This is a genomic window from Azospirillum doebereinerae (genome assembly GCF_003989665.1).
GTDB classification, from domain to species: domain Bacteria; phylum Pseudomonadota; class Alphaproteobacteria; order Azospirillales; family Azospirillaceae; genus Azospirillum; species Azospirillum doebereinerae.
In genome coordinates this window covers 19,385-42,274 of record NZ_RZIJ01000003.1, presented here as the reverse complement: position 1 = coordinate 42,274, position 22,890 = coordinate 19,385, and the positions used below count along the sequence as shown (strand labels likewise).

Annotated in this window: 18 protein-coding genes; 14 read left to right on the top strand and 4 right to left on the bottom strand. The window is 69.5% G+C overall.

Features of this window, described 5'->3' with window-relative positions; genetic code table 11:
- Nucleotides 1-21 precede the first annotated feature (21 nt).
- The gene (locus EJ913_RS05290) at nucleotides 22-345 is read left to right on the top strand and encodes a ribbon-helix-helix domain-containing protein (protein WP_238520816.1); all 324 of its coding nucleotides are present in this window, start codon (nucleotides 22-24) and stop codon (nucleotides 343-345) included.
- Nucleotides 346-364: 19 nt separating this feature from the next.
- Here EJ913_RS05290 and EJ913_RS05285 read toward each other — a convergent pair whose 3' ends face one another.
- Nucleotides 365-808, bottom strand: coding sequence for a MarR family winged helix-turn-helix transcriptional regulator (locus tag EJ913_RS05285; RefSeq protein WP_126995537.1), 444 nt, complete (start codon nucleotides 806-808; stop codon nucleotides 365-367).
- Between the two features lie 319 nt (nucleotides 809-1,127).
- Here EJ913_RS05285 and rimO point away from each other — a divergent pair, with 319 nt between their 5' ends.
- The 7 genes from rimO (at nucleotide 1,128) to treY (ending at nucleotide 12,455) form a co-directional block, all read left to right on the top strand.
- Nucleotides 1,128-2,471, top strand: a complete 1,344-nt coding sequence (gene rimO, locus EJ913_RS05280) for a 30S ribosomal protein S12 methylthiotransferase RimO (RefSeq protein WP_126995535.1) — start codon at nucleotides 1,128-1,130, stop codon at nucleotides 2,469-2,471.
- 26 nt (nucleotides 2,472-2,497) lie between these two features.
- Complete coding sequence (locus tag EJ913_RS05275; RefSeq protein WP_126995533.1) at nucleotides 2,498-2,830, top strand: HNH endonuclease; 333 nt, start codon at nucleotides 2,498-2,500, stop codon at nucleotides 2,828-2,830.
- Nucleotides 2,831-2,953: 123 nt separating this feature from the next.
- The gene (locus EJ913_RS31535) at nucleotides 2,954-3,118 is read left to right on the top strand and encodes a hypothetical protein (RefSeq protein ID WP_185909691.1); all 165 of its coding nucleotides are present in this window, start codon (nucleotides 2,954-2,956) and stop codon (nucleotides 3,116-3,118) included.
- A 90-nt stretch (nucleotides 3,119-3,208) separates the two neighbouring features.
- Entirely contained in the window at nucleotides 3,209-3,460 is a 252-nt protein-coding gene (locus EJ913_RS05270) for a hypothetical protein (protein WP_126995531.1), read from the top strand.
- 183 nt (nucleotides 3,461-3,643) lie between these two features.
- On the top strand, nucleotides 3,644-3,952 hold the full coding sequence (locus EJ913_RS05265; RefSeq protein WP_126995529.1) for a hypothetical protein: 309 nt from the start codon (nucleotides 3,644-3,646) through the stop codon (nucleotides 3,950-3,952).
- Between the two features lie 135 nt (nucleotides 3,953-4,087).
- Nucleotides 4,088-9,646 carry a malto-oligosyltrehalose trehalohydrolase gene (treZ, locus tag EJ913_RS05260; RefSeq protein ID WP_126995527.1) on the top strand — a complete coding sequence of 1,853 codons (5,559 nt, stop codon included), beginning with the start codon at nucleotides 4,088-4,090 and terminating at the stop codon, nucleotides 9,644-9,646.
- A 28-nt stretch (nucleotides 9,647-9,674) separates the two neighbouring features.
- The gene (gene treY / locus EJ913_RS05255) at nucleotides 9,675-12,455 is read left to right on the top strand and encodes a malto-oligosyltrehalose synthase (RefSeq protein ID WP_126995525.1); all 2,781 of its coding nucleotides are present in this window, start codon (nucleotides 9,675-9,677) and stop codon (nucleotides 12,453-12,455) included.
- A 120-nt stretch (nucleotides 12,456-12,575) separates the two neighbouring features.
- Here treY and EJ913_RS05250 read toward each other — a convergent pair whose 3' ends face one another.
- A complete protein-coding gene (locus EJ913_RS05250) occupies nucleotides 12,576-12,950 on the bottom strand; it encodes a hypothetical protein (protein WP_126995523.1) in 375 nt (124 codons plus the stop codon).
- Nucleotides 12,951-13,259: 309 nt separating this feature from the next.
- On the opposite strand from EJ913_RS05250, the gene EJ913_RS05245 reads away from it, so the two are divergent.
- On the top strand, nucleotides 13,260-13,448 hold the full coding sequence (locus EJ913_RS05245; protein WP_126995521.1) for a hypothetical protein: 189 nt from the start codon (nucleotides 13,260-13,262) through the stop codon (nucleotides 13,446-13,448).
- 37 nt (nucleotides 13,449-13,485) lie between these two features.
- On the opposite strand, the gene EJ913_RS05240 is transcribed toward EJ913_RS05245, so the two are convergent.
- Nucleotides 13,486-13,932, bottom strand: a complete 447-nt coding sequence (locus EJ913_RS05240; RefSeq protein WP_126995519.1) for a response regulator — start codon at nucleotides 13,930-13,932, stop codon at nucleotides 13,486-13,488.
- A gap of 248 nt (nucleotides 13,933-14,180) precedes the next feature.
- Between EJ913_RS05240 and EJ913_RS05235 the strand changes: the two genes are divergently transcribed.
- The gene (locus tag EJ913_RS05235; RefSeq protein ID WP_126995517.1) at nucleotides 14,181-14,399 is read left to right on the top strand and encodes a hypothetical protein; all 219 of its coding nucleotides are present in this window, start codon (nucleotides 14,181-14,183) and stop codon (nucleotides 14,397-14,399) included.
- Nucleotides 14,400-14,432: 33 nt separating this feature from the next.
- On the opposite strand, the gene EJ913_RS05230 is transcribed toward EJ913_RS05235, so the two are convergent.
- The gene (locus tag EJ913_RS05230) at nucleotides 14,433-16,781 is read right to left on the bottom strand and encodes a helicase-related protein (protein WP_126995515.1); all 2,349 of its coding nucleotides are present in this window, start codon (nucleotides 16,779-16,781) and stop codon (nucleotides 14,433-14,435) included.
- Between the two features lie 347 nt (nucleotides 16,782-17,128).
- Between EJ913_RS05230 and EJ913_RS05225 the strand changes: the two genes are divergently transcribed.
- From EJ913_RS05225 to EJ913_RS05210, 4 genes are all read left to right on the top strand, one after another.
- Entirely contained in the window at nucleotides 17,129-17,935 is an 807-nt protein-coding gene (locus EJ913_RS05225) for a WecB/TagA/CpsF family glycosyltransferase (RefSeq protein ID WP_185909690.1), read from the top strand.
- Between the two features lie 3 nt (nucleotides 17,936-17,938).
- Nucleotides 17,939-20,272, top strand: coding sequence for a GumC family protein (locus EJ913_RS05220; protein ID WP_211098880.1), 2,334 nt, complete (start codon nucleotides 17,939-17,941; stop codon nucleotides 20,270-20,272).
- Between the two features lie 180 nt (nucleotides 20,273-20,452).
- The gene (locus EJ913_RS05215) at nucleotides 20,453-21,691 is read left to right on the top strand and encodes an endo-1,4-beta-xylanase (protein WP_126995511.1); all 1,239 of its coding nucleotides are present in this window, start codon (nucleotides 20,453-20,455) and stop codon (nucleotides 21,689-21,691) included.
- 139 nt (nucleotides 21,692-21,830) lie between these two features.
- Complete coding sequence (locus EJ913_RS05210; protein ID WP_244939251.1) at nucleotides 21,831-22,766, top strand: class I SAM-dependent methyltransferase; 936 nt, start codon at nucleotides 21,831-21,833, stop codon at nucleotides 22,764-22,766.
- The last annotated feature ends 124 nt before the right edge of the window (nucleotides 22,767-22,890 follow it).

Below are 22,890 nucleotides of genomic sequence, written 5' to 3'. Positions count from 1 at the left end.
CAAACCCGGAGCGTGTCATCTTTGGTCGCACGTTCGTTGCACCCGGACGGCCACGCGGTCCAGGTCCGGCTTGAGCTGTCCTATTGGGAAGGCCTCGACGAGATTTGCCGCCGGGAGGATCTGACCCCGGACGAGTTGTGCGCCGACGTGCAGGAGCGCATGAACCAGCAGAGCCGCCGTGGCGCCCAGCCGGGCGTGTCGCTCGCCAACGCGTTGCGTGTGTTCGTCGTCGGCTATTTCCGTCAGGCCGCCACCGAGCGCGGCCACGCGCGCGCCGGCCATGGACAGGGGGATCCCTTCGTCAGCACCCCCTTCGACAGCCTGTCGGTCGCCAGCGATGCCTGAATGGGCGAACCGATCGGGATCAGGCGGTCTGGCGCTTCGCCAGAAGACCGCGCAGAAGCGTGGTCAGCGTTTCCGCCAGATGATACTGGTCGCTTGGCGGCAACCCCGCGATGATGCCGGCAAAATCGCTCAATGGATCGAGGCGCAGCAGTTCCAACGCCTTGGGAGTGGGGTGAAGCCGGGTGACGCGGCGGTCCTCCGGCACCGGCATGCGGACCAGCAGGTCCTTGCCGACCAGGACCTCGACCATCTGGGAGGCGGCCCCCCGCGTGGTGGCGTGGAAATCGGCGAAGGCTGACACGGTGCGCTGGCTGGGGTTGGCCCCGGCGAAATAGCGCAGCGCGGTCCATTGCGACGGTTTCAATCCCTGCGTGTAGCCCAGGCTGTCGGCGATGTGCCCGATGTGCATCATCACCTCGGCGATGGCTTGGGGCGACGCCGAGGCGGACGCTGCGACGGGCATGGACACCGGCGGGGCGGAATTCAAGGAAACCGCAAGATTGGTTCCGCTTCTGCGCAAAGTCGCCAGTTCCATGCAACGCCACCCGAATGTAAAAACGGTCAGACGGGCCGGGCCGTTGGCTCCATTGCCCTTTGAATTGGCCGCACTCTAATTGGGTTTCCTCACGAACGAAACACCCCGCGAGGCTTTCCGGCGGTTGCGAATTGTCGCACCTCGATTTCGCGCGACGCGCATCCCCACCCCCACCCTGCGGCATGGCCGCCATTCCGCCACGGGTTTTTGCTGGCGTTGCTCCCCCAAAGGACTGTATACGCGCGAGATGACCGCAACGTCCGTTTCAAAGTCCGCCCCAAAGGTCGGCATCGTCAGCCTCGGCTGCCCGAAGGCGCTCGTCGATTCCGAGCGCATCCTGACCCGTCTGCGCGCGGAGGGGTACGAGATTTCGGCCTCCTACGACGGTGCCGACGTGGTGCTCGTCAACACCTGCGGCTTCCTGGACAGCGCCAAGAAGGAGTCGCTGGACGCCATCGGCGAGGCGATCAAGGAGAACGGGCGGGTCATCGTCACCGGCTGCATGGGCGTGGAGCCGGACGTGATCCGGCAGACCCATCCGGGCGTGCTCGCCGTCACCGGTCCCCACCAGTACGAACAGGTGGTCACCGCCGTCCACGACGCGCTGCCGCCGCGCCACGACCCCTTCACCGATCTGGTGCCGCCCGAAGGGCTGCGCCTGACCCCGCGCCACTACGCCTATCTGAAGATTTCCGAGGGCTGCAACAACCGCTGCACCTTCTGCATCATCCCGTCGATCCGCGGCGATCTGGTCAGCCGCCCCATCACCTCGGTGCTGCGCGAGGCCGAGAAGCTGGCGGTCGCCGGCGTCAAGGAACTGCTGGTCATCTCGCAGGACACCAGCGCCTACGGCATCGACACCAAGTTCAAGGAAGAGATGTGGTACGACCGCACGGTCCGCACCCGCTTCTTCGACCTGTGCAAGGAACTGGCGAACTTCGACCTGTGGGTCCGCCTGCACTACGTCTACCCCTACCCGCACGTCGACGAGGTCATTCCGCTGATGGCGGAGGGCAAGATCCTGCCCTACCTCGACATCCCGTTCCAGCACGCCTCCCCCAAGGTGCTGAAGGCGATGCGCCGCCCGGCCGCCCAGGAAAAGCAGCTCGACCGCATCCGCAAGTGGCGTGACGAGTGCCCGCATCTGGTGCTGCGCTCCACCTTCATCACCGGCTTCCCCGGCGAGACGGAGGAGGACTTCCAGTTCATGCTGGACTGGCTGAAGGAGGCCCAGCTCGACCGCGTCGGCTGCTTCAAGTACGAGCCGGTCGAGGGCGCCGTCGCCAACGACATCCCCGGCGCCGTCCCCGAAGAGGTCAAGCAGGAGCGCTGGGAGCGCTTCATGGAGACCCAGAAAGCCATCAGCGCCGAACGGCTCCAGCAGAAGGTCGGCTACACGCTGGGCGTGCTGATCGACGAGGTCGACGAGGACGGGGCCATCGGCCGCTCCTACGCCGACGCGCCGGAGATCGACGGCAGCGTGTTCCTGAACGGCGAGACCGGCCTCAAGCCGGGCGACATGGTGGACGTCACCATCGAGCACGCCGACGAGTACGATCTGTGGGGCAGCGTCGAACGCGACGACGCCTGACCGGCCTTACATAAGGAGCGCCCGCCATGCCCGTCTCGCCGGACGACGCCACGCTGATGGACGTCCTGCAGGGCGGGCGCTGCTTCTACTGCGGCGAGGCGGTGGGCGCCAAGGCCACCTTCGACCACTTGATTCCGCAGGCTTATGGCGGCGTGGACGAACCGTCCAACGTCGTTCTGGCCCACCGCCGTTGCAACCAGCGCAAGGGCGACCGGTTGCCCGACGCGGAGGATCTTGACCGTTTCTTCGCCGAACGGCGCGGCAGCCGTCTCGGAATCTGGCCCCCCTTGCGCGCCCTGCGCGACGCCGAGGACGGGCAGGAATGGATCGCCGTGGCGCGCGCCATCGCCGCGACCTGACGCCGTTCGGCCGCCGCCGTCCAGCCGAACGTTCGACTGAAAACCATCCTCTTCCGGAAACCAACCTGATCCGAGGCCGTTGTCAGGGGGACCACCCCGTTTCAACGACGAAGGACATCCCCCATGGCCAAGCAGCCGCACACCGAAGAGAGCGTCGAGCACAGCGACGGCCAGCAGAACACCGGCAACCACAAGAAGCCGGACGCCCCCGACGCCAAGGGCGCCGACCGTTTCGGCGGCACCCGCGCCGGCGCGGAAAACGTCGAACCGGCCAAGAAGGCCCGCTGACCGGCGCGGCACCGCACCGCAAGAAGCGCTGGCGCCGATGCCCTCGTCCATGCGACATGCGGGGAAACCGGATCCCGCAAAGGACGCCCCGTGGCACCGTCGATCTTCAAGCGCTACAAGCTGCACTTCACCCGCCCCCTGCCCGGTCTGCGCCCCGGACGTCCGGAACGGGACGCCATGCAGGAGCGGGTGAAGCGCTTCGCCAGCGAGAACGGCATGGTCGGTGAGTTGCACTCCATCGCCCCCAACGCCGGCTTCGGCATCCTGGAAATCCGCTGCACCGACCGGCTCGCCCGCCGCCTGTCCGACCTGTCGGAGGTCGAGACGGTGCAGGAGGCCTGACCCCGGGGCGATTCCGGCGGCGCCTCCCCCATCCGGCGACTTGACACGTTCCTATGCTTGCCGCGCGGCGGTTCGGTCCCCATTTGCCGTTCCTTCGCGCTGGGGTGGCTACAAAACGGCCCTCCCGGCTGTTGTTCGGACTTTCAAGGGGATGCCCTGGGAATGTCGCCGAGGATCACCGCCATGACCCCCCACCTCCTCTCGGAGCTGCTGGAACCGTTGCTGTCGGCGGCGGACGAGGACGAGTCCTCCCTGCTGGACGCGGTCAACCTGACCGCCGAGGCGATGGCCGCGCTCGGCGCCACCGTTCTGGACCCCAAGGGCCAGCCGGCGCGCGGCGTCAGCGACGAACGCGCGGTGGTCGCCGCCCTGAACACCCACGCCCACCACCTGATGCGCGCGGGCCGGCTCGACGACGTGGTCGAGGCGCTGCAAGTGGCCGAACGCATAGGCCGCATCGCCCATCTGCCGCATCACCCCCGCACCGTCTGACATCTCTTTGGAGGAAGCGGCGCGATCCTTCGGCGAGATGTCTTCGCGAATGCGGGAGGAACCCCCGTTCGCGGTGTTGAGCGACACGCCGCTCACAGCGCTCAACTTCGGGGCGCTCAACACGGGAGATCACCCTTGCCGACCGCGCCGAATCCGAACGCCTTTTCCGGCCCGCTGGAGGGCGAACTGCTCTCGCGGCTTCAGGACGATCTGCTGCCCGCCCATCTGATGACCCGACGCTGGTACGCCGCCAAGGACGCCGGCCGCCCGGCCGTGCGCATCGTGGACGCGCTGCCCCTGCCGCTGGCGAACGGAGTGGCGCAGCTCTGCCTGCTGCGCGTGGAGCCGCCGGGGCGCGAGCCGCAGCTCTACCAGCTGCCGCTGCTTCTCGATCGGAACGGCGGCGTGGACGATGCGTCCACCATCGCCCGTCCGGGCGATCTGCCGGCGGCCGGGCTCTTGCGCGACGGCTACGCCGACGACGCGGTGGTGCGCGCCCTGCTGGGCGCCATCACCGGCGCCGCTCCGGCACCGTCCGGGCTGACCGCCGGCCTCACCAAGGCCGGCGAGGCGCTGGCCAAGCGGCTCGGCCCCGACGCGCCGCTGCACCGGATGACCGCCGAGCAGTCCAACACCTCGATCCGCGTCGGCAACGCCGCCATCATCAAGGGCCTGCGCAAGCTGGAACCCGGCGCCCACCCCGAGCTGGAGGTCAGCCGCTTCCTGACCGAGACCGCCGGCTTCGCCAACACGCCGGCCCTTCTGGGCTGGGTCGAGCGGTCCAACAGCTCCGGCTCCACAACGCTGTGCATCCTTCAGGCGCTGGTCCCTGACGCGGCGGACGGCTGGAGCCACGTCACCGGCCGGCTGAACGCGCGCGTCACCCGCTTCGACGCCGCCGACAAGGCCGACGACATCGAGGGCATGGCCTTCCTGCGCCGCCTCGGCCGTCGCACGGCGGAACTGCACCGCGCGCTCGCCACACCGGGCGGCGGCGACGCCTTCACGCCGGAGCCGGCGACGCCGGACACCCTGCAAAGCTGGGGCGAGGGCGTGCGCGGTCTCGCCGCGCGCATCCTCGACCGGCTGCGCGCGGCGGTGCCGACGCTGGACCCGGCCATCGCCCCCTTCGCGGCCTCGCTGGCCGAGAGCCGGACGGGCGTCCTGGCGCAGATCGACGCGCTGATACCCGAGACCGCCGACATCAGCGCCATGCGGCTGCACGGCGACTACCACCTGGGTCAGGTCCTGGTCTCCCACGGCGACGTGCAGATCGTGGATTTCGAGGGCGAGCCGATGCGCCCGCTGGCCGAGCGCCGGGCCAAGCACTGCATCCTGCGCGACGTGGCCGGAATGCTGCGCTCCATCGCCTACGCCGCCGCCATGGCGCGCGACGCCATCCCCGCCGATCTCGACGAGTCCGCGCGCGACGCGCGGGCCGCGTGGCTGTCCTGGTGGGAGGGCGAGGCGGCCTCGGCCTTCGTCGCCGGCTACCGCGAGGCCATCGGCGACTGCCCCGGCTTCCCGCGCGATCCGGTCGCCGCGACCGGCCTTCTCAAGCTCTTCCTGCTGGAGAAGGCGTTCTACGAGATCGGTTACGAGCTGGCCAACCGCCCCGCCTGGGTCGGCATCCCGCTGGCTGGCGCGATGGGCATCCTCCAGGCCGGGGCCGGACCGGAGGGCGCCGCGAAGGTTTCCCCACGGAACGAGCGGCGCCGCTCCCACGCCATGCCTTTCGGTGCCGAAGTGCAACCGGACGGCTCGGTCCGCTTCGCGCTGTGGGCGCCGTCGGTCGGCGCGGTCACGCTCCTGCTGGAGGAGACCGGCGACCGCCTACCGATGGCGGCGCAAGGCGACGGCTGGTTCACGGTGACGACGGCGCAGGCGCAGGCCGGCACGCGCTACCGCTTCGTTCTGCCCGACGGGCTGGCGGTGCCCGACCCGGCCTCGCGTCACCAGCCGGACGACATCCACGGCCCGTCCGAGGTCATCGACCCCGGCGTTCACGCCTGGACCGACGCCGGCTGGGCCGGCCGCCCTTGGCACGAGACCGTGCTGTACGAGCTGCACGTCGGCACCTTCACCGAGGAGGGGACGTTCCGCGCCGCCATCGACCGGCTCGACGATCTGGTGGAACTGGGCGTCACCGCCATCGAGCTGATGCCGGTCGCCGACTTCCCCGGCACGCGCAACTGGGGCTACGACGGCGTGCTGCCCTTCGCCCCCGACGCCGCCTACGGCCGCCCGGAGGATCTGAAGACCCTGGTGCAGGAAGCGCACGCGCGCGGCCTGATGATCTTCCTCGACGTGGTCTACAACCATTTCGGGCCGGAGGGGAACTACCTCCACGCCTTCGCCAAGACCTTCTTCACCGACCGCCACAAGACACCCTGGGGCGACGCCATCAACGTGGACGGCGCCGCCAGCGCCCCGGTGCGCGACTTCTTCATCGAGAACGCGCTCTACTGGCTGGAGGAGTTCCACCTAGACGGGCTGCGGCTCGACGCCGTCCACGCCATCCTCGATGACAGCCCCAAGCATGTGCTGGAGGAGCTGGCCGAGCGGATCCGCGCCCGCTTCCAGGACCACCGCCACGTCCATCTGGTGCTGGAGAACGACGCCAACCAAGCCCGCTTCCTGGCCCGTCACGGCGAGGGAGACCCGCGCTGGCACACCGCGCAGTGGAACGACGACCTGCACCACTGCCTGCACACCGCGGCGACCGGCGAGGACGGCGGCTATTACGCCGACTACGCCCACGACCCGGAAAAGCTGGCCCGCGCGCTGGCCGAGGGTTTCGCCTTCCAGGGCCACCCCTCGGCCTACCGCGACGGCGAGGCGCGCGGCGAACCTTCCGCCCATCTGCCGCCGACCGCCTTCGTCAATTTCATCCAGAACCACGACCAGATCGGCAACCGCGCCTTCGGCGAGCGCATCTCCGCCATCGCCAAGCCCGAGGCGCTACGCGCCGCGACCATCCTTTATCTGCTGGGGCCGGCGATCCCCATGCTGTTCATGGGCGAGGAGTGGGCCTCGGCCAAGCCCTTCCCCTTCTTCTGCGACTTCGGCGACGAGCTGGCCGAGGCGGTGCGCGACGGCCGGCGGGAGGAGTTCGCCAAGTTTCCCGAATTCCAGAATCCCGACTACCGCGACCGCATCCCCGACCCGACCGCGCCGGAGACGATGGACAAGGCCAAGCTGGACTGGGACGCGCGCGGCCAGCCCGAGCACGCGGCGTGGCTCGACTGGTACCGCCGCGCCCTGGCGGTGCGCCGGGACGTCCTTGTGCCGCGCCTCGGCAACGCGCCGGGCGGTGCCGCCACCCACGCGGTCGTCGGCGGGACGGGCATGCGGGTGTGTTGGCGGCTCGGCGACGGCAGCCGGCTGCACCTGATCGCCAACCTCGCCGACACGCCGGCCGCCGGTTTCGAGGAGCCCAAGGGCCGCGTGCTGTGGACCGAAGGGGCCGGCGTCGCCGGGGACGCGCTGGCGCCCTGGTCGGTGGTGTGGTCGCTGGAGGAGGCCACGGCGCTCGACCGGCTGGCCGACCGCATGGGGATCGAACGCAGCTACGGCAACGCAGCCGGCGAGACGGTGACCGCCGGGGAGGGCACGGTGCGCGCCCTGCTCGCCGCCATGGGCGTGGAGGCGCCCGACGAGACGGCGGCGGCCAAGCATCTCGACGCGCTCGACCGGGCGGAGTTGTCACGGCTCCTGCCGCCCGCCGTGGTTCTGCGCACCGGCGAGGGCAACGCCGCCCTGGCCGTCACCCTGCCCGAGGGAGCCGGCACCCTGCGCTGGATCCTGACCCAGGAGAGCGGCGCGGCCCATGAGGGCAGCGCCGAAACCGCGACCCTGCCGGTGGTCCGGACCGCGACGCTGGACGGGCATCCCGTTATCGTCCGCCGGCTGTCGCTGGGCGAGGCTCCACCCGCCGGTTACCACCGGCTGCGGGTGGAAGCGGGCGGAATGTCGGCCGAGACGACGCTGATCGCCGTTCCCGCGCAATGCCATCTGCCCACCCCCATCGCGATGGGCGAGCGGTTGTGGGGCCTGTCGGCGCAGCTCTACACCCTGCGCAGCGACCGCAACTGGGGCATCGGCGATTTCGGCGACCTGCGCAACCTCGCCGACTTCGCCGCCGCGCGCGGGGCGGCCGTGATCGGGCTGAACCCGCTGCACGCGCTGTTCCTCGACAACCCCGAACACGCCAGCCCCTACTCCCCGGCGAGCCGGCTGTTCCTGAATCCGCTCTACATCGACGCCACCGCCCTGCCCGAGTTCATGACCGACGAGGAGGTCCGTACACGGGTTGTTTCTCCCGAGTTCACGGACGCCCTCGCCAAGGCCCGCGCCGCCGACAACGTGGACTACACGGCGGTCGCCGCCCTGAAGCTGCCGGTGCTGGAGCGTCTGTTCGCCATCTTCCAGTCCACCGCCCCCGCCGACCGCAAGGCCGCCTTCACCGCCTTCCGCACGGCACACGGCGACGGGTTGGAGCGTTTCGCCACCTTCCAGTCCCTGCGCGAACGCTTCGCGGCCGAGGGCAAGCCGGCGTGGCAGAGCTGGCCGGAAGACCTGCGCAGCGCCGCCTCCCCCGCCGTCGCGGCCTTCGCCGAGGCCAACCGCGCGCGCGTCGATTTCTTCGCGTGGCTGCAATGGGTGGCCGACGAACAGCTTCGCGCCGCCGCCGAACGGGCCGCGTCGCTCGGCATGGACATCGGCTTCTACCGCGACCTCGCGGTCGGGGCGGACGGCGGCGGGGCGGAGACTTGGATGACGCCCGACGTGGTCGTCGGAACCGCCCGCGTCGGCGCGCCGCCCGACCTGTTCAACCCGGCCGGCCAGGATTGGGGCCTGCCGCCCTTCCACCCCCGCGCGCTGCGCGAAGCCGGCTACCGGCCCTTCATCGACCTGCTGCGCGCCAACATGCGCCACGCCGGCGCGTTGCGCATCGATCACGTCATGGCGCTTCAGCACGTCTACTGGGTCCCGGAGGGCCACCCGCCCACCGAAGGGGCCTACGTCGCCTACCCGATGGAGGATCTCGTCGGAATCCTGGCCCTGGAGAGTCAGCGCCAGCGTTGCCTCGTGGTGGGCGAGGATCTGGGGACCGTCCCCGACGGTTTCCGCGAGCGCATGACGGAGGCAGCCATCCTCAGCTACCGCGTGGTCTTCTTCGAATGGACCGAGGACGGCGGCTTCAAGGGGCCGGACGCCTACCCGGATCTCGCGCTGGCCACCGTCGGCAGCCACGACCTCGCCACCCTGCGCGGCTGGTGGGAGGAGGCCGACATCGCCCTGAAGGACGGCAAGGGCCTCTACCCGGAAGCCGACGAGGCCGGTAAGCAACGCGACCGCCGCCGCGCCGACAAGGCCGCCCTGCTCGACGCGCTGGCAACCGCCGAGATCCCGCTCCCCGCCGGCTTCGGCCTCGACAGCCCCTACGACGAGGCGCTGAGCCACGCCGTGCACGGCTTCCTCGCCAGAACCAAGTCCGCGCTGGCCGTGGTCCAGCTCGACGACCTCAGCGGCGAGCGCGCCCAGGTCAACCTGCCCGGCACGGTGGACCAGTACCCGAACTGGCGCCGTAAGCTGTCGATGTCGTTGGAGGATCTGTCCGAAGCCCCCGAATCCGCCGCCATCGCCACGATCCTCGGCGCCGCGCGTCCCAACATCCCCACCTCCCGCTGAGACGAACCCCGTGAAGGAGCACGCATCCATGCCCCCCGCCGCCGGCAAGCCGATTCCTCGCGCGACGTACCGGGTGCAACTGAACGCCGCTTTCGGTTTCGACCGGACGGCCGAGATCGCCGACTACATGGCCCGGCTGGGCGTCAGCCACCTCTACGCCTCCCCCTACATGAAGGCACGGCCGGGCAGCACGCACGGCTACGACATCGTCGATCACAACGCGCTGAACCCCGAGCTGGGCGACGACGCGTCCTTCCAGGGCATGGTCGCGGCGCTGCGCGACAACGGGCTGGGCCAGATCCTCGACTTTGTGCCCAACCACATGGGGGTGGGCGGGGCCGACAACGGCTGGTGGCTGGACGTGCTGGAATGGGGGGCGGACAGCCCCTACTCCGGGTATTTCGACATCGAATGGGACAGCGACTACCGCTACCTCCAGGGCAAGCTGCTGGTGCCGGTGCTGGGCGACCAGTACGGCGCGGTGCTGGCGTCGGGCGGGCTGGAATTGCGCTTCGACAAGGAGGTGGGGAGCTTCGCCGTCTGGGCCTACGGCAGCCACAAGCTGCCGATCCGGCCGCAGGATTACGGCACCATTCTCGGCACCGACCACCCGGAGCTGGAACGGCTCGGCGACCTCTTCGCCCATCTCGCCTACGCCCGCCCGCACCAGATCCGCCGCGCCGCCGATCACAAGGCGGATCTGGCGGCGCTGGCCGCCACGCGCGCGGACGTGGCCGACGCCATCGCCCAGCGCCTCACCGTCTTCCATGGCGATCCGGGCGAGCCCGACAGTTGGGGGCATCTCCACGCGCTGATCGCCGGACAGAACTGGCGCGTCGCCTATTTCAAGGTAGCGGCCGACGACATCAACTACCGCCGCTTCTTCAACATCAACGAACTGGCCGGCCTGCGCATGGACGAGCCGGAGCTGTTCGACGTCGCCCACCGTCTGGTGCTGAAGCTGGTCGAGGACGGCACGCTGGACGGCATCCGCATCGACCACATCGACGGGCTGATCGACCCCAAGGGCTATTGCCAGCGCCTGACCGCCGCGACCTCCAAGCCCTTCTACCTCGTGGTCGAGAAGATCCTGGCCCGCCACGAGCGGCTGCGCGAGGACTGGCCGATCGACGGCACCACCGGCTACGAGTTCGCCAACCTGATGGGCGGGCTGTTTGTCGATCCCAAGGGGGAGGCCGCCTTCGACCGCCTCTACGCCGGCTTCATCGGGCGGGCTGAGAAGTTCGAGGACGTCGTCCGCCTCGCCAAGATCCGCATCATGGAAAGCGAGATGGCGAGCGAGCTGAACGTTCTCGCCCGCAAGGCCTCGCGCATCGCCCGCTCCAACCCGGCGACCGCCGACTTCACCGCCAACATCCTGCATCAGGCGTTGAAGGAGACCATCGCCCGCTTCCCGGTCTACCGCACCTACGTGGACGGCGGCCCGGCCTCCGACCTCGACCGGCGGGACATCGACTGGGCGATCTCGCAGGCCCGCAAGGCCGAGCAGGGGCCGGACGGGTCGGTCTACGACTTCCTCCAGCGGCTGCTCACCGCCGATCTGGTGGCCAGCCCTCGCAGCGGCTACAGCCACCGGCAGGTGACGCGCTTCGCAATGCGGTTCCAGCAATACAGCGGCCCGGTGATGGCCAAGGGGCTGGAGGACACCGCCTTCTACCGCTACAACCGATTGGTCGCGCTGAACGAGGTCGGCGGCCATCCGGAGCATTTCGGCGTCAGCCCCGCCGCCTTCCACCGCGCCAACCAGGACCGCGCCCGCAATTGGGCCGGCAACATGCTGGCCAGCACCACCCACGACACCAAGCGCGGCGAGGACACCCGCGCCCGCCTCTACGCCCTCTCGGAAATGCCGGACGAGTGGGAGCACCAGATCCAGACCTGGAGCCGCCTGCTGCGCGCCCGGCGCGGCGACGTGGAGGGCACCGCCCCGCCCGACCGCAACGACGAATACCTGTTCTACCAGCTTCTTGTCGGCGCCTGGCCGGTCGAGTTGACGGGGGCGTCCGCCGACAGCCTGGATCCCGCCGCGATGACCGCCTTCGCCGAGCGCATCGTCGGCGCCATGACCAAGTCGATGCGCGAGGCCAAGGTCCATTCCACCTGGGCCGCCCCCAACGAGGCGTACGAGTCGGCGGTGACCGGCTTCATCCACGACGCGCTCGACGTGTCGCGCCGCAACGCCTTCCTAGAGAGCTTCCTGCCCTTCCAGGCCGCCGTCGCCAAGCGCGGTATGGTCAACGGCCTGTCGCAGACGCTGCTGAAGCTGACCAGCCCCGGCGTGCCCGACATCTACCAGGGCTGCGAGCTGTGGAACCTCAGCCTCGTCGATCCCGACAACCGGCTGCCGGTGGATTACGCCGTCCGCCGCCGCCTGCTGGAGGAGGTGGAGGGTGCGCTGGAGCGGGGAACGGTCCCGAGCCTGCTCGACCGTTGGACCGACGGCGCGGTGAAGCTGGCGGTGACGCGCGCCGCGCTGGCCCTGCGCGCCGAAAAGCCCGAACCCTTCGCGTCCGGCGATTGCCTTCCCCTGGAGGCCACCGGCGAGAAGGCGGAGCATGTGGTCGCTTTCGCCCGCAAAGCCGGCGACGACACGGTGCTGGTCGCCGTGCCGCGTCTGGTCGGCGGGTTGGGCGAGACCCCCGACTGGGGCAACACCGCGATCCCGCTGCCGCGCGGCGAACGCTGGCGCAACGCACTGACCGGAGAGACCATCGCGGGCGGCGACGCGGTGACTGCCGCGACCCTGTTCGAGCGCTTCCCGGTGGCCCTGCTGGTGCGCGAGGGTTGATTCGGGCAGGCTTGTGGAAGTCCAGCCACGCTTGCCGCCACTCTGCTTACGATCACCGCTTTCCATAAGAAAAAGGGCGCGCAATCGCTTGCGCGCCCTTTCCCTAAGAACCGGGTCTGGTTACTTGGCCGTGCCCCGGCCGCCATCGGAGCCGGAACCGCTGGTCGAGCGCGGCGTGTCGGCCATGCCCGGCGTGGTCTGGGCGCCGCCCGTGCCCGAGGGGGTGCCCATGCCGGACGAACCGCTGCCCGACATCCCGGTGCCCGTCGAGGACGACCCCGTACCGCTGTTCCAGCTCCCGCTGCCCGAGCTGCCCGAGGTCGCGTTGCTGCACCCGGCGTCGTTGGTGCCGGGCACGCAGGGCGGGTTCTTCACCGAGTTGCTCACGCCGGCGCTGGTCGCCGCCGGGCTGTCGGCGATGGAGCCGGAATCGGCGAGCGCCGGGCCGGCAAGCAGGGCGATGGCCGTGGCGGCTCCGATCATGAAGCGTTTCATGGTGCAATCCTTTCGCTGTTCTCTGGCCCAGCCGCGCGGGGGGGGAGCGGCAGGGCCTGTTGGATCGTCGGAAATCGCGGCGGGCGCCGTCACGCCTGCGTTCGTTTCCATTCGGGGCTACCAACAGGACAATCCGCGAAAGGTTGCGGTGCACTCCCCTGGCATCGGGGCGCATCGGAAGGCTCTCCTTCGACGCTCGCCCGAAGAGATGGAGATGATTCCTGCGCGCGATGAACCTTGGGAACCTTTTTCGTGTTGAGAGAACACCGCGTCGAACGGCGTGGCGAAAAAAGCATCAGGGAGACGGCGATGAACGGCTCGACACGCGTTTTGCCCGCGAACGACCCGTCGTGGAGCGGCCTGCGCCAATGGGTGGAACTGGACCCGACGAATGGTGGCTTCGGCGACGATCCGCTCGATGGCGATCCGGTCGGCGACACCCCGCCGGCAGCTTCCTTCGTTCCGCCCCCCCTGGAATCGGAAAGGCCCGCCGGTTGAGCGGGCCTCGTTGAACGGACGCGAACGGAACGATGAGTCAGGCGGTGCGGCGCGCGCGCAACGCCGTGACCGAAGCCACGAAGGTGGGAAACAACTCCAGCGCCGACGGAACCGCCGACGGGCGCAGGCCGCCCAGGATCTCGGCGACGGTGCCGACCGCGTCGACCAGCGCGTCGGGCATCACCGGCTTGCGCAGCAGGCCCATGGCGAAGCTCCGCGCCTCCTCGGCGTGGTGATCGAAACCGGTCATCAGCAACGAAGGCACGCCGTTGTCCTCCCACAGGCGGCGGGCGAGCGTCAGCCCGTTCTCACCCCCGGCGAGGTTCACGTCCACCAAGGCAAGATCGGGGTTTTCCCGCGCGCCCACGCGGGCGGCTTTGGTGGCGTCGCGCAACGGCCCAACGACGGTGTAGCCCGCGTTCTCAAGAACGGCCTTCACGGCCGGACCGATCAGCGGATCATCTTCGACGACGAGCAGTTTCAAGACTGGACGCTCCCCTCATGTTGCAGGCCGGGCTTATAAACGGTCGCGGCTGAAAACCGAAGCCTTTCGGCCCCACCGGACTGAACCGCCCATGTTTGTCGCGCGGGGATGCCATTCAAGAGGCCGAAGGGGCACCCTCTTCCGGTCAATCTTTGGTCCGGTATCGGAAGAATGACGGAACCAAAGACCGATCCGGAAACATACCACATTCTTGCGCGTTTCCATCGCATGCATACAGGATGGGCATCATGGCATTCGTTGAACTGACCGACACGACCGGAGCAACCGTTCTGGTGAACCCCGCCGCCGTGCTGTTCCTGCGCGATACCGAGGATGGCGAAACGGAGTTGCACCTGGGCGGGCGGCCCGACCCGCTGCGGGTGTCCGGCAAGCCGGCCGACATCGCGCGTGCGCTGGAAAACGCCGCCCCCACCTTGGCGGAGCCGACGTTGTCCCTGCTGGGGTAAGCGGGGGCGGCGCCCGGTTTCAGGGGGTCAGGGTCAGGCCGCCGGGGGACCGCGCCGCTTCGTCGGCCCGCCGGGCTTGCGGGGAGGTCCCTTGCCACGCCCGCCGCCGGGCTTTCCTCCGCCCGGCTTGGCGTGATGGAAATGCGCGTGGGCCGGCTTCTCGCCGGGGGCCGCCGCCACCGGAGCGGCGCCGCCGTTGTCCCGGCCCCGCCCGTCCGGACCGCGCCCGCCCCGGCCATGTCCACCCGGGGCACGTCCGTTCCCGCTCCCTCGCTCCTCCAGGCGGCTGCCGTAGCAGTTGTCGCAGACCCGGAAGCGATGGTTGGCCTTCAGCCGCGCGCCGCAGACCGGGCAGGCGCGGGCCAGCGAGCGTTCGGCCAGCGTCCGCTCGATGAAGGCGTTCAGATGCGCGCGGCGCTCCTGGCACAGATCCATCTCGGGATAGGCGTCGGGGAAGCGGTAGGCCAGCCACGCGTAGGCGGTCAGTTCCTTCACCGCGCGCTCGGCCTTCTCCAGTTCCACGTCGGTGCCGACGTTGTGACGGAAGCGTTCGGCGGCGTCGGGGGCGCCGTTGGGGACGCCGTTGCCCTGGTTCGTCGCCCAGCCGCCCAGCAGGCGCAAATTGTTCTGGTCGCGCGTGTCGATCGGGCAGCGGGCCAGGATGTCGCGCACCGCCAGCGGCAGCTTGGCCTTGTCCACCGCCGTCGCCGCCTGGATGCGCTGCTCCAGATCGGTCATGCGGAAGGTCTGGTTGGCGCGCAGCAGCTCCTGCCCCGCCGTGCGCAGCACCTTGGCGAGGCTGTCGGTGTCGAGTTCGCGGGCGATGGCCTCGACATGGCTGAGGTTGGGGGAAATCCACGAGCGCGGATCCTCCGGCGGCACCGGCGGCGAGGTCAGCGCCCGGCGCACCGGGTTGATGGTCTCCCCCTCCAGCACCGCGACGCGGCCCTCCTCGTGCATGCCGTAGCGCCCGGCGCGCCCGCCGATCTGGCGGATTTCCGAGGCGTTGAGGTCGCGCTCCTCGCGTCCGTCGTATTTGCGGGTGGCCGACAGCACGACGCGGGCGACCGGCAGGTTCAGCCCCATGCCGATGGCGTCGGTCGCCACCAGCACATCCGCCGTGCCGTCGCGGAACCGCCGGGCCTCGGCCCGCCGCACCTCCGGCGACAGGGCACCGTAGATCACCGCCACCGTGTGGCCGCGCGCCAGCAGGTCGTGGCGCAACCCCATCACCTCCTTGCGCGAGAAGGCGATCACCGCGTCGCTGCGGCGCACCTCGGCCAGAGGAACCTTCTCCTCCTGCACGCGCAGCGGCGATTTGCGGGTGAACTCGATGACCTCCAGATCCTCGCCCATGGCGTCGGCGAGACGCTTCACATAGGGAATGGCGTCGGCCGAGCCGGTCATCAGGATTTCCGGCGCGGCGACCCCGGCCACCGCCTGGGTCCAGGCCCAGCCACGATCCGCGTCGCCGATCATCTGGATCTCGTCGATGACGCAGGCGCCCCAGATCTTGGACGTGTTCACCATCTCGATGGTCGAGGAGGTGAAGGACGCCCCCGGCCGCACGTCGCGCTCCTCGCCGGTGACGAGGCTGCACGGACGGCCGCGCGTCTCCAGCGCCTCCTGCCCCTCCAGGGCCAACAGGCGCAGCGGCGCCAGATAACAGCCGCTCTCCGCCTCGGCCAGCCGGTCCATCGCCGCGTGGGTCTTGCCCGAATTGGTCGGGCCGACGTAGAGCCGCAGCTTGCGGATCATCGCGCGCGCGGTGGTGAAGCTGTCGAGGTACACGCCCATGCCGGACGCGTCCTCCAGCTTCTCGCGCCGCACCTTCAGGCCGACGCGGGCGGCGGCGGTCGAGAAGGCCTCCTCCAGCGCGTCGAGCAGGGTCTGCAAGCGCGGAATGCGGCCGCCGAAGCCGATGACGCGGCCAAGCTCCTCGGCGAAGCCCTTGGGGCGCCACGCGTCACCGAAGCCGGCGGCGCGCTGGGCCATCGAGGCGAACCAGGAATCCACCCGCCCCTTGGCCTTCTCGATGGCCGAGGAGGACAGGCAGGCGGCCTTGACCCGCTTGCCCAGCGTCTTGGCCTGGGCGCGGCCGAAGCCCTCCTCCGCCGTCAGCAGCCCCCAGAGTTCGGCCTCGATCTCCGGCAGCGGCCCGAGCGCGATCTTGAAGCGCAGCTTCAGGCTGCGGTCGGTGCCGGGAATGGCGACGGGGTGGACCACGGCGATGGTCCAGCGGGCGGGGGTGCTGTCCGAATCCACCTCGATGCCGTCGCCGCGCACGACGGCGGCGATGGCGCGCAAGGCGTCGCGGCGGTCGTACTCGTCGGCGGTTCCCGGGGTCTTGCCCGGCGGGGGAGCGGAGGTGTCGTCGGTCATCGGTGTCGGTGTCTTTGCTGTCGAACTTGGAGAAAGGCCCGGCGGAACGCATGGGGGCGTGCCGATGCGGCGCGGAAGAACGCGGTTTCGTCCGGGGATTCCCTATATGGGCTGAACCGCATGCCCCGGCAAGCCGATTCCACCCCCTTTGGCGAGGCCGGGCTAATTCGAATCCGCTCCCGCCTCACCGATCTCGCCCGTGCGAAAAGGGGGGAGGACTGGCCACATAGAGCCACGAGCGGTTCTCGGGCGGCGCTCCAACGGGGTATCCGCCGCCCCGCTCCAGCATCATCGACCGGTCGGGACGGCCAACGCCCCGTTCCGCCTTACTTCTGCAGGAGATGCGCATGCCGAATCCTCGTGACGTCCTGGAGCTGATCGAGCGAATGCGGTGCGTTTCAAGCGACGCCGAACGCCGCGCTCTGCTGGCGTCCCTTGGCGCGGTGGAACGGCCGACCGTCCTTTCCTTCCTGAACGCGCATGGCGTGAACGTCTGCATGGGGTCCGCCCCGGCGCTGGCCGCCTTCCGCAGCTCCGACATCCTCCTGCGCGACGGGGTCGGCCTTCAGGTCGCCTTGCCCGCCCTGGGCCTCCCGACCGGCCTCAACATGAACGGCACCGATTTCATCCCGCTGCTGCTGCGCACGCTGTCGGCGCGCAAGGTCGCCATCTACGGCACCGCGACGCCCTGGCTGGACCGCGCCCGCGCCGTGCTGGAGACGAACACGCCGCACAACTACGCCGACCTCCAGCACGGCTTCCACCCGGTCGAGCATTACGTCGAGCAGGCGAAAGCCTCGCGCCCCGACGTGATCCTGCTCGCCATGGGAATGCCCCGGCAGGAGGAGGTCGCGACGCTGCTCAAGCGCTCGCTCGATTACCCGGTCCTGATCGTCAACGGCGGGGCCATCGTCGATTTCCTGGCGGGCCGCTTCAAGCGCGCCCCCGAAGCGGTGCAGCGGAGCGGCCTGGAATGGGCCTTCCGCCTGGCGCAGGAGCCCAAGCGCCTGTTCCACCGCTACTGCACCGGGGCCTTCGGTTTCGCCCGCACGATCTTCCTTCTGCGCCGTGCCTCCTCCCTCCGTTCCGCCCCTATCCGTTCCACCGGGTCCGCCTCGGCAGCGTCCCGCACGCCCATGCACAAGGAGCTTTGAGACGTGGAAAACCTTCCCCAGATCAATCGCGGCGGCCCGCCGGCTCCGGCTTGGCCCACCCACGTCGGTCACCCCGCGCCGCGCGCCGAGTTCGAGGGACAGGCCCCGGCCATGGGTCCCGACTTCCGCTTCATCCTGCGCGTGCTCGCCGCCCATAAGATGCTGATCCTGTTCATCGTGGTCCTGCTGACCGCGGTGACCGCCTTCGGCGTCTCGCTGCTGAAGGACCAGTACACGTCCGAAGCCCTGCTGCTGGTCGACAACCGGCAGGTCCGCGTCGTGCGGGCGGAAGACCAGGCGCTGGGCTCCATCCCGGCCGAGGACGCCGCCATCCTTTCCGAGATCGAGATCCTGAAGTCCACCGCCGTGCTCGCCCGCGCGGTCGAGGACCTCAAGCTCGCGACCAACCCGGAATTCAACCCGCCGATCCAGGCCGACGAGACCAAGCCGCTGGTGGAGCGGACCACCGCCTTCCTGCGTGACAAGGCTCATGTGATCTGGGGCGAGGAGCTGCCCGGCCCGGTCACCGCCATCCTTGCCCACGGCGACGGCATGACCAAGGACACCCTGGCCCGCGAGGCCCACGCCTCGGCCGGCATCGACGGCGTGCTCGACCGCCTGCGCCGCAAGCTCGACGTCGCCATCGTCGGCCGGTCGCGCGTCATCCAGGTCCGCTACACCGGCAAGGATCCCGAGCTGTCGCGCGACATCGTGGCCACCATCGTGCGCCGCTACATGGAAACCCGCCAGCAGATGGACCGCGACCTGTCGACCAGCGCCGTGGCGTGGTTGCAGGACCGCATCGGCACCCTGCGCAAGGAGGTCGCCGAGGCCGACCAGCGCGTCGAGGCCATCCGCTTCAAGGCCGGTCTGGTCAAGGGCGGCAACGGCCTGATGGCCACCGGTGAACTCGAGGCCGCCCGCCTGCGCTTGGCCGAAGCCTCCGCCAACCGTGCCCGCATGGTCGCCCAGGCCGAGACGCTGGAGCGTCGCGGCGGTCAGGCCGGCAGCATCGCCTCCCCGGTCGTGGCCCAGCTTCGCGCCACGGTCGCCGCGATCTCCACCGAGATGGCCCAGCTGTCGCGCCAGTACGGTCCCAAGCACCCGCGCATCCTCGAGCTCCAGGCCCGTCTGTCCGAGGCCAACTCCTCGATGCAGATGGAAATGCGCCGCGAGATCAACGGTGTCCGCGAGGCGGCCAACGTCGCCGTCGAGCAGGAGAACGCCCTGAAGGCGATGATCACCAAGCTGGAAGCCGGCTACCAGACGATGGCGGGTGAGGCCGTGCCGCTGCGCACGCTGGAATCCGAAGCCACCGCCAAGCGCACCCTGCTCGACAGCCTGATGGCCCGTCTGGAAGAGGTCTCCGCCCAGCAGGACAACCGCGCCTTCCCGACCGCCGTCAAGCTGGTGTCGGAGCCGCAGGTCCCGCATGAGCCGTCGGGTCCGTTCCGCATCCTCCTGCTGATCGCCGGCCTCGCCGCCTCCGTCTTCATCGCCGTCTTCACCGTCTTCGGCATCGAACTGCTCCAGCGCCGCATCCGCACCCCGGAAACCGTCCGCCGCATCCTGGGCGTCGGCAACGTCCACATCGTGCCCCACCACTCGACCCGCGGCGCCCGCGGCCGTCTCTACCAGATCTTCCAGAACCACCCGTTCTCGCTGTTCAGCGAATCGCTGCGCGCCCTGTTCCGCAACCACCTGTCCGATCTGGGTCCGGTCGGCTCCATCGCCGTCACCTCGGCCCGCCCGCAGGATGGCAAGACCTCGATGAGCCTCGCCGTGGCGCAGGTCGCAGCCCAGGCCGGCCGCCGCGTGGTGGTCGTGGACACCGACTTCCGCCGCTCGCGCATCGACGGCCTGTTCAACCTGTCGGCCAAGAAGGGCCTGTCCGACTGGATCGCCGGCACCGCCACGCTCGATGAGATCGTCCACAGCAGCGACGACGTGCCCTTCGCCATGATCCCGGCGGGTCACCTGATGCCGGAGACGCTCGACCGCTTCAACGTGGACGGCCTCGTCCATCTGATGGCCGGCCTGTCGCCGCACTTCGATCTGGTGGTGTTCGACACCGCCCCGGCGCTGGCCGTGTCGGACGCCCGCATCGTCTGCGGCGCCGCCTCCAAGGTTCTCTTCGTCAGCCGCTGGGGCCACACCACGGCCAGCGACCTTCAGGCGGTTGCCGACCTCGGCCCGATCGATCACGACAAGTTCGTCGCCGTGATGACCGACGTGAACCTCAAGAAGGCCGCCTCGCGCGGGTATGAAGGGCCGTACAACAGCTACATGGCGACCCGGAAGTACTACGGCGACAGCACCATGCGCGCCACGCCGTAACCCTCTGCTCCGCCGCATCTCCTGCGAACGCCCGGCCCTCCCGCTCCCGAAAGACGCTCTCCCCTCCGGGGGAGGGTTCGGGGGCGGGGGGGCCGCGCCGCAACCGGGGTCCGGCAGACGTATCCCACTCACCCCGCCCCTTCCCCGAACGGGAAGGGACATGGAGCGCGGAGACGCCTTATGATCAAGCCTCCCCTTCCCCACCGCCGCGACGTGCTGCGCGCGGCGGCCTGCGCCGCCGTCCTGGCCAGTTGCCGGGCGGCCACCGACCCGACCACCGCCATAGCCGCAGCGGCCCGGCCGAACGAACCGGCCGTCACCCTGCGCGACGCCTGCCGCGCCGCGCGGATCCGGCACGGCGCCGCGCGCGATCACTTCATCGACCCCGAGGATCCGATGCTCGACCGGCTGATGGCGCGCGAATGCGACGTCGTCACCCCCGAGAACGGCGGGAAATGGGCGATCTTCCAGCCGCAGGAAGGCCGCTTCGACTGGCGCCGCCTGGACGCCAGCGTCGAGCTCGCCCGCTCCATCGGGGCGGCGCCGAACTGGCACACGATCATCTGGCAGCACATGGGCATGCCGCCCTACATGAAACTGCCGGTGGAACGGCAGGCGGAACTTGGCATTCCCGAGAACGCCTATTTCTCAGCCGAGGGCACGCTCGGCCCCGACACGGTCCAGCCCCGCTTCGCCGACACGGTCGCCCAGGTGAAGGAACGCTACGGAGACGTCTTCTACCGGATCGACGTCGCCAACGAGGTCTTCTTCTGGGAGACCGCCGACAGCCACCCGCAGGAGCAGGACCGCTACGGCTTCCGGCGCGGCATGTGGTGGGTGGCCGCCGGCGGGGCGGAAAGGGGGCCGGAATGGCTCGATCCCTTCTTCCACCAGACCCGCGCCGCCTTCCCCAACGCCAAGCTGGTCATCAACGAGTTCGGCATCGAGCTCAACGAGGGCTGGCAGCAGCGCAAGCGCGCCTATCTGCTGGACTGGCTGAGCGGCGCCGTGAAGCGCGGCGTTCCCATCGACGGCGTCGGCCTTCAGAGCCACCTGATCGCCGGCAAGCCCTACGACCGCGAGGGCATGCGCAAGTTCCTGCGCGCGGTGGACCGGCTGGGGTTGGCCGTCCACATCACCGAAATGGATGTGGACGAGACGCGCCTGCCACGCTCCTGGTCGCGGGAGGAGAAGGACCGCACGCTGGCCCTGCTCGCCGGGCAGTATCTGGCCGACGTGGTGAACCACTCCCGGCTGGAGGAGCTGGTCTGGTGGCACCTGCGCTCCGACCTGAACTTCATCGCGCGCGAGCACGCCGACCTCGATCCGCAGCCCTCGCCCTACGACCGGAACTCCCGCCCGCTTCCCATGTACGAGGCGGCGGTCCAGGCGGTGCGCAACAAGACGCGCGCCGGCTGAGCCCCGCGCGGGCGGGGTAATCCCGCCCGCCACTCCGCCCCGCCCGTTCGCTCGCCCGACCCGCCCGTCCGCTCCACGCCGCCAGGACTTCGAGTGCCTACAATAAAGGGGTGTTGCGGTTCACCGAAAGGGGTCGATCTTGAATCAGCCAACCACCACCCTGGATGCTCAAGACCTCATCGCCCGCTACAAGAGAAAATTCCACCTCGCGCCCAGCTACCCCTTGAGCGAGGCGATGGTGCGGCAGCATTGGGATCTGGAGCGCCGTCTCGCCCGCGAACTGCTGGACTCGCGCCGCGAGGACCGCTGGGATGTGTTCGAGCGCGCCTACACCGCGCTCTACAAGGGCTGCCCCTGGCTGAACGACGCCGAGGACGACGCCGCCACCCGCAACGACGATCTCGACTTCAAGCATTTCCTGACGCTGCTGGGCGGCCCGCAGGACGTCTACGAGGTCGGGTCGGGCAAGGCGCGGCTGCTGCGCTACCTCGCCAAGCGCGGCTACCGCTGCGTCGCCACCGAGGTGACGCGCGAGCGCGGCGAGCGTTGGATCGAGCACGATCCCAACATCACCTGGCGCTGCTGCGACGGCGTCAACCTCGCGCGGTTCGAGCCGGCCAACCGCTACGATTCAGTGATCTCCACCCACGTCATCGAGCATTTCCACCCGGATGACGTGTCCATCCACATGGAGAACGTCCGCACCATCCTGAAGCCGGGCGGGCGTTACGTCCTTAACATGCCGCACAAGTTCGCCGGCCCGATGGACCTGTCGGAGGTGTTCGGGCTGGACGAGCCGATCTGCATGCACCTGCGCGAATACACCTGGAACGAAACGGCCAACCTGCTGCACCGCGCCGGCTTCGACCGGTTGGAAGCCGTCTACGTCGCGCCCATGGCGCTGCGCCGCAAGCTGAACCTCCACTTCGCCGGGGCGAGCTATCTGGCTTACGTGAAAGCGGTTGAGGCATTTTTGGGACGCCTTTCGTTAACCCTAAATCGCAAGCTCGGAAGGGTGGGCCAGCTTTATCTGTTCCGCCCGGAGGTGTTCATGGTCGCCAGAAAGCCCGATTGAGGCTTTACCAACCCCAAGGCTTCCAGAAAATACCCTTTTAAAACAGCTTTCTAGAGACGCGAATACCCCTTTGTTGCGGCCACGCATCACGAAAGGGTTATTTTCGCGTCTCTTTCTTTTCACA

Excerpts from the sequence above, each read along its gene's own strand:
- EJ913_RS31535 (WP_185909691.1), top strand. The coding sequence starts at position 2,954 with ATGGCCAAGCAGCCGCACACCGAAGAGAGCGTCGAGCACAGCGACGGC.
- EJ913_RS05215 (WP_126995511.1), top strand. The coding sequence starts at position 20,453 with ATGATCAAGCCTCCCCTTCCCCACCGCCGCGACGTGCTGCGCGCGGCG.
- EJ913_RS05235 (WP_126995517.1), top strand. The coding sequence starts at position 14,181 with ATGGCATTCGTTGAACTGACCGACACGACCGGAGCAACCGTTCTGGTG.
- EJ913_RS05275 (WP_126995533.1), top strand. The coding sequence starts at position 2,498 with ATGCCCGTCTCGCCGGACGACGCCACGCTGATGGACGTCCTGCAGGGC.
- EJ913_RS05250 (WP_126995523.1), bottom strand. The coding sequence starts at position 12,950 with ATGAAACGCTTCATGATCGGAGCCGCCACGGCCATCGCCCTGCTTGCC.
- EJ913_RS05265 (WP_126995529.1), top strand. The coding sequence starts at position 3,644 with ATGACCCCCCACCTCCTCTCGGAGCTGCTGGAACCGTTGCTGTCGGCG.
- rimO (WP_126995535.1), top strand. The coding sequence starts at position 1,128 with ATGACCGCAACGTCCGTTTCAAAGTCCGCCCCAAAGGTCGGCATCGTC.
- EJ913_RS05225 (WP_185909690.1), top strand. The coding sequence starts at position 17,129 with ATGCCGAATCCTCGTGACGTCCTGGAGCTGATCGAGCGAATGCGGTGC.
- treY (WP_126995525.1), top strand. The coding sequence starts at position 9,675 with ATGCCCCCCGCCGCCGGCAAGCCGATTCCTCGCGCGACGTACCGGGTG.
- EJ913_RS05285 (WP_126995537.1), bottom strand. The coding sequence starts at position 808 with ATGCCCGTCGCAGCGTCCGCCTCGGCGTCGCCCCAAGCCATCGCCGAG.
- EJ913_RS05230 (WP_126995515.1), bottom strand. The coding sequence starts at position 16,781 with ATGACCGACGACACCTCCGCTCCCCCGCCGGGCAAGACCCCGGGAACC.
- EJ913_RS05245 (WP_126995521.1), top strand. The coding sequence starts at position 13,260 with ATGAACGGCTCGACACGCGTTTTGCCCGCGAACGACCCGTCGTGGAGC.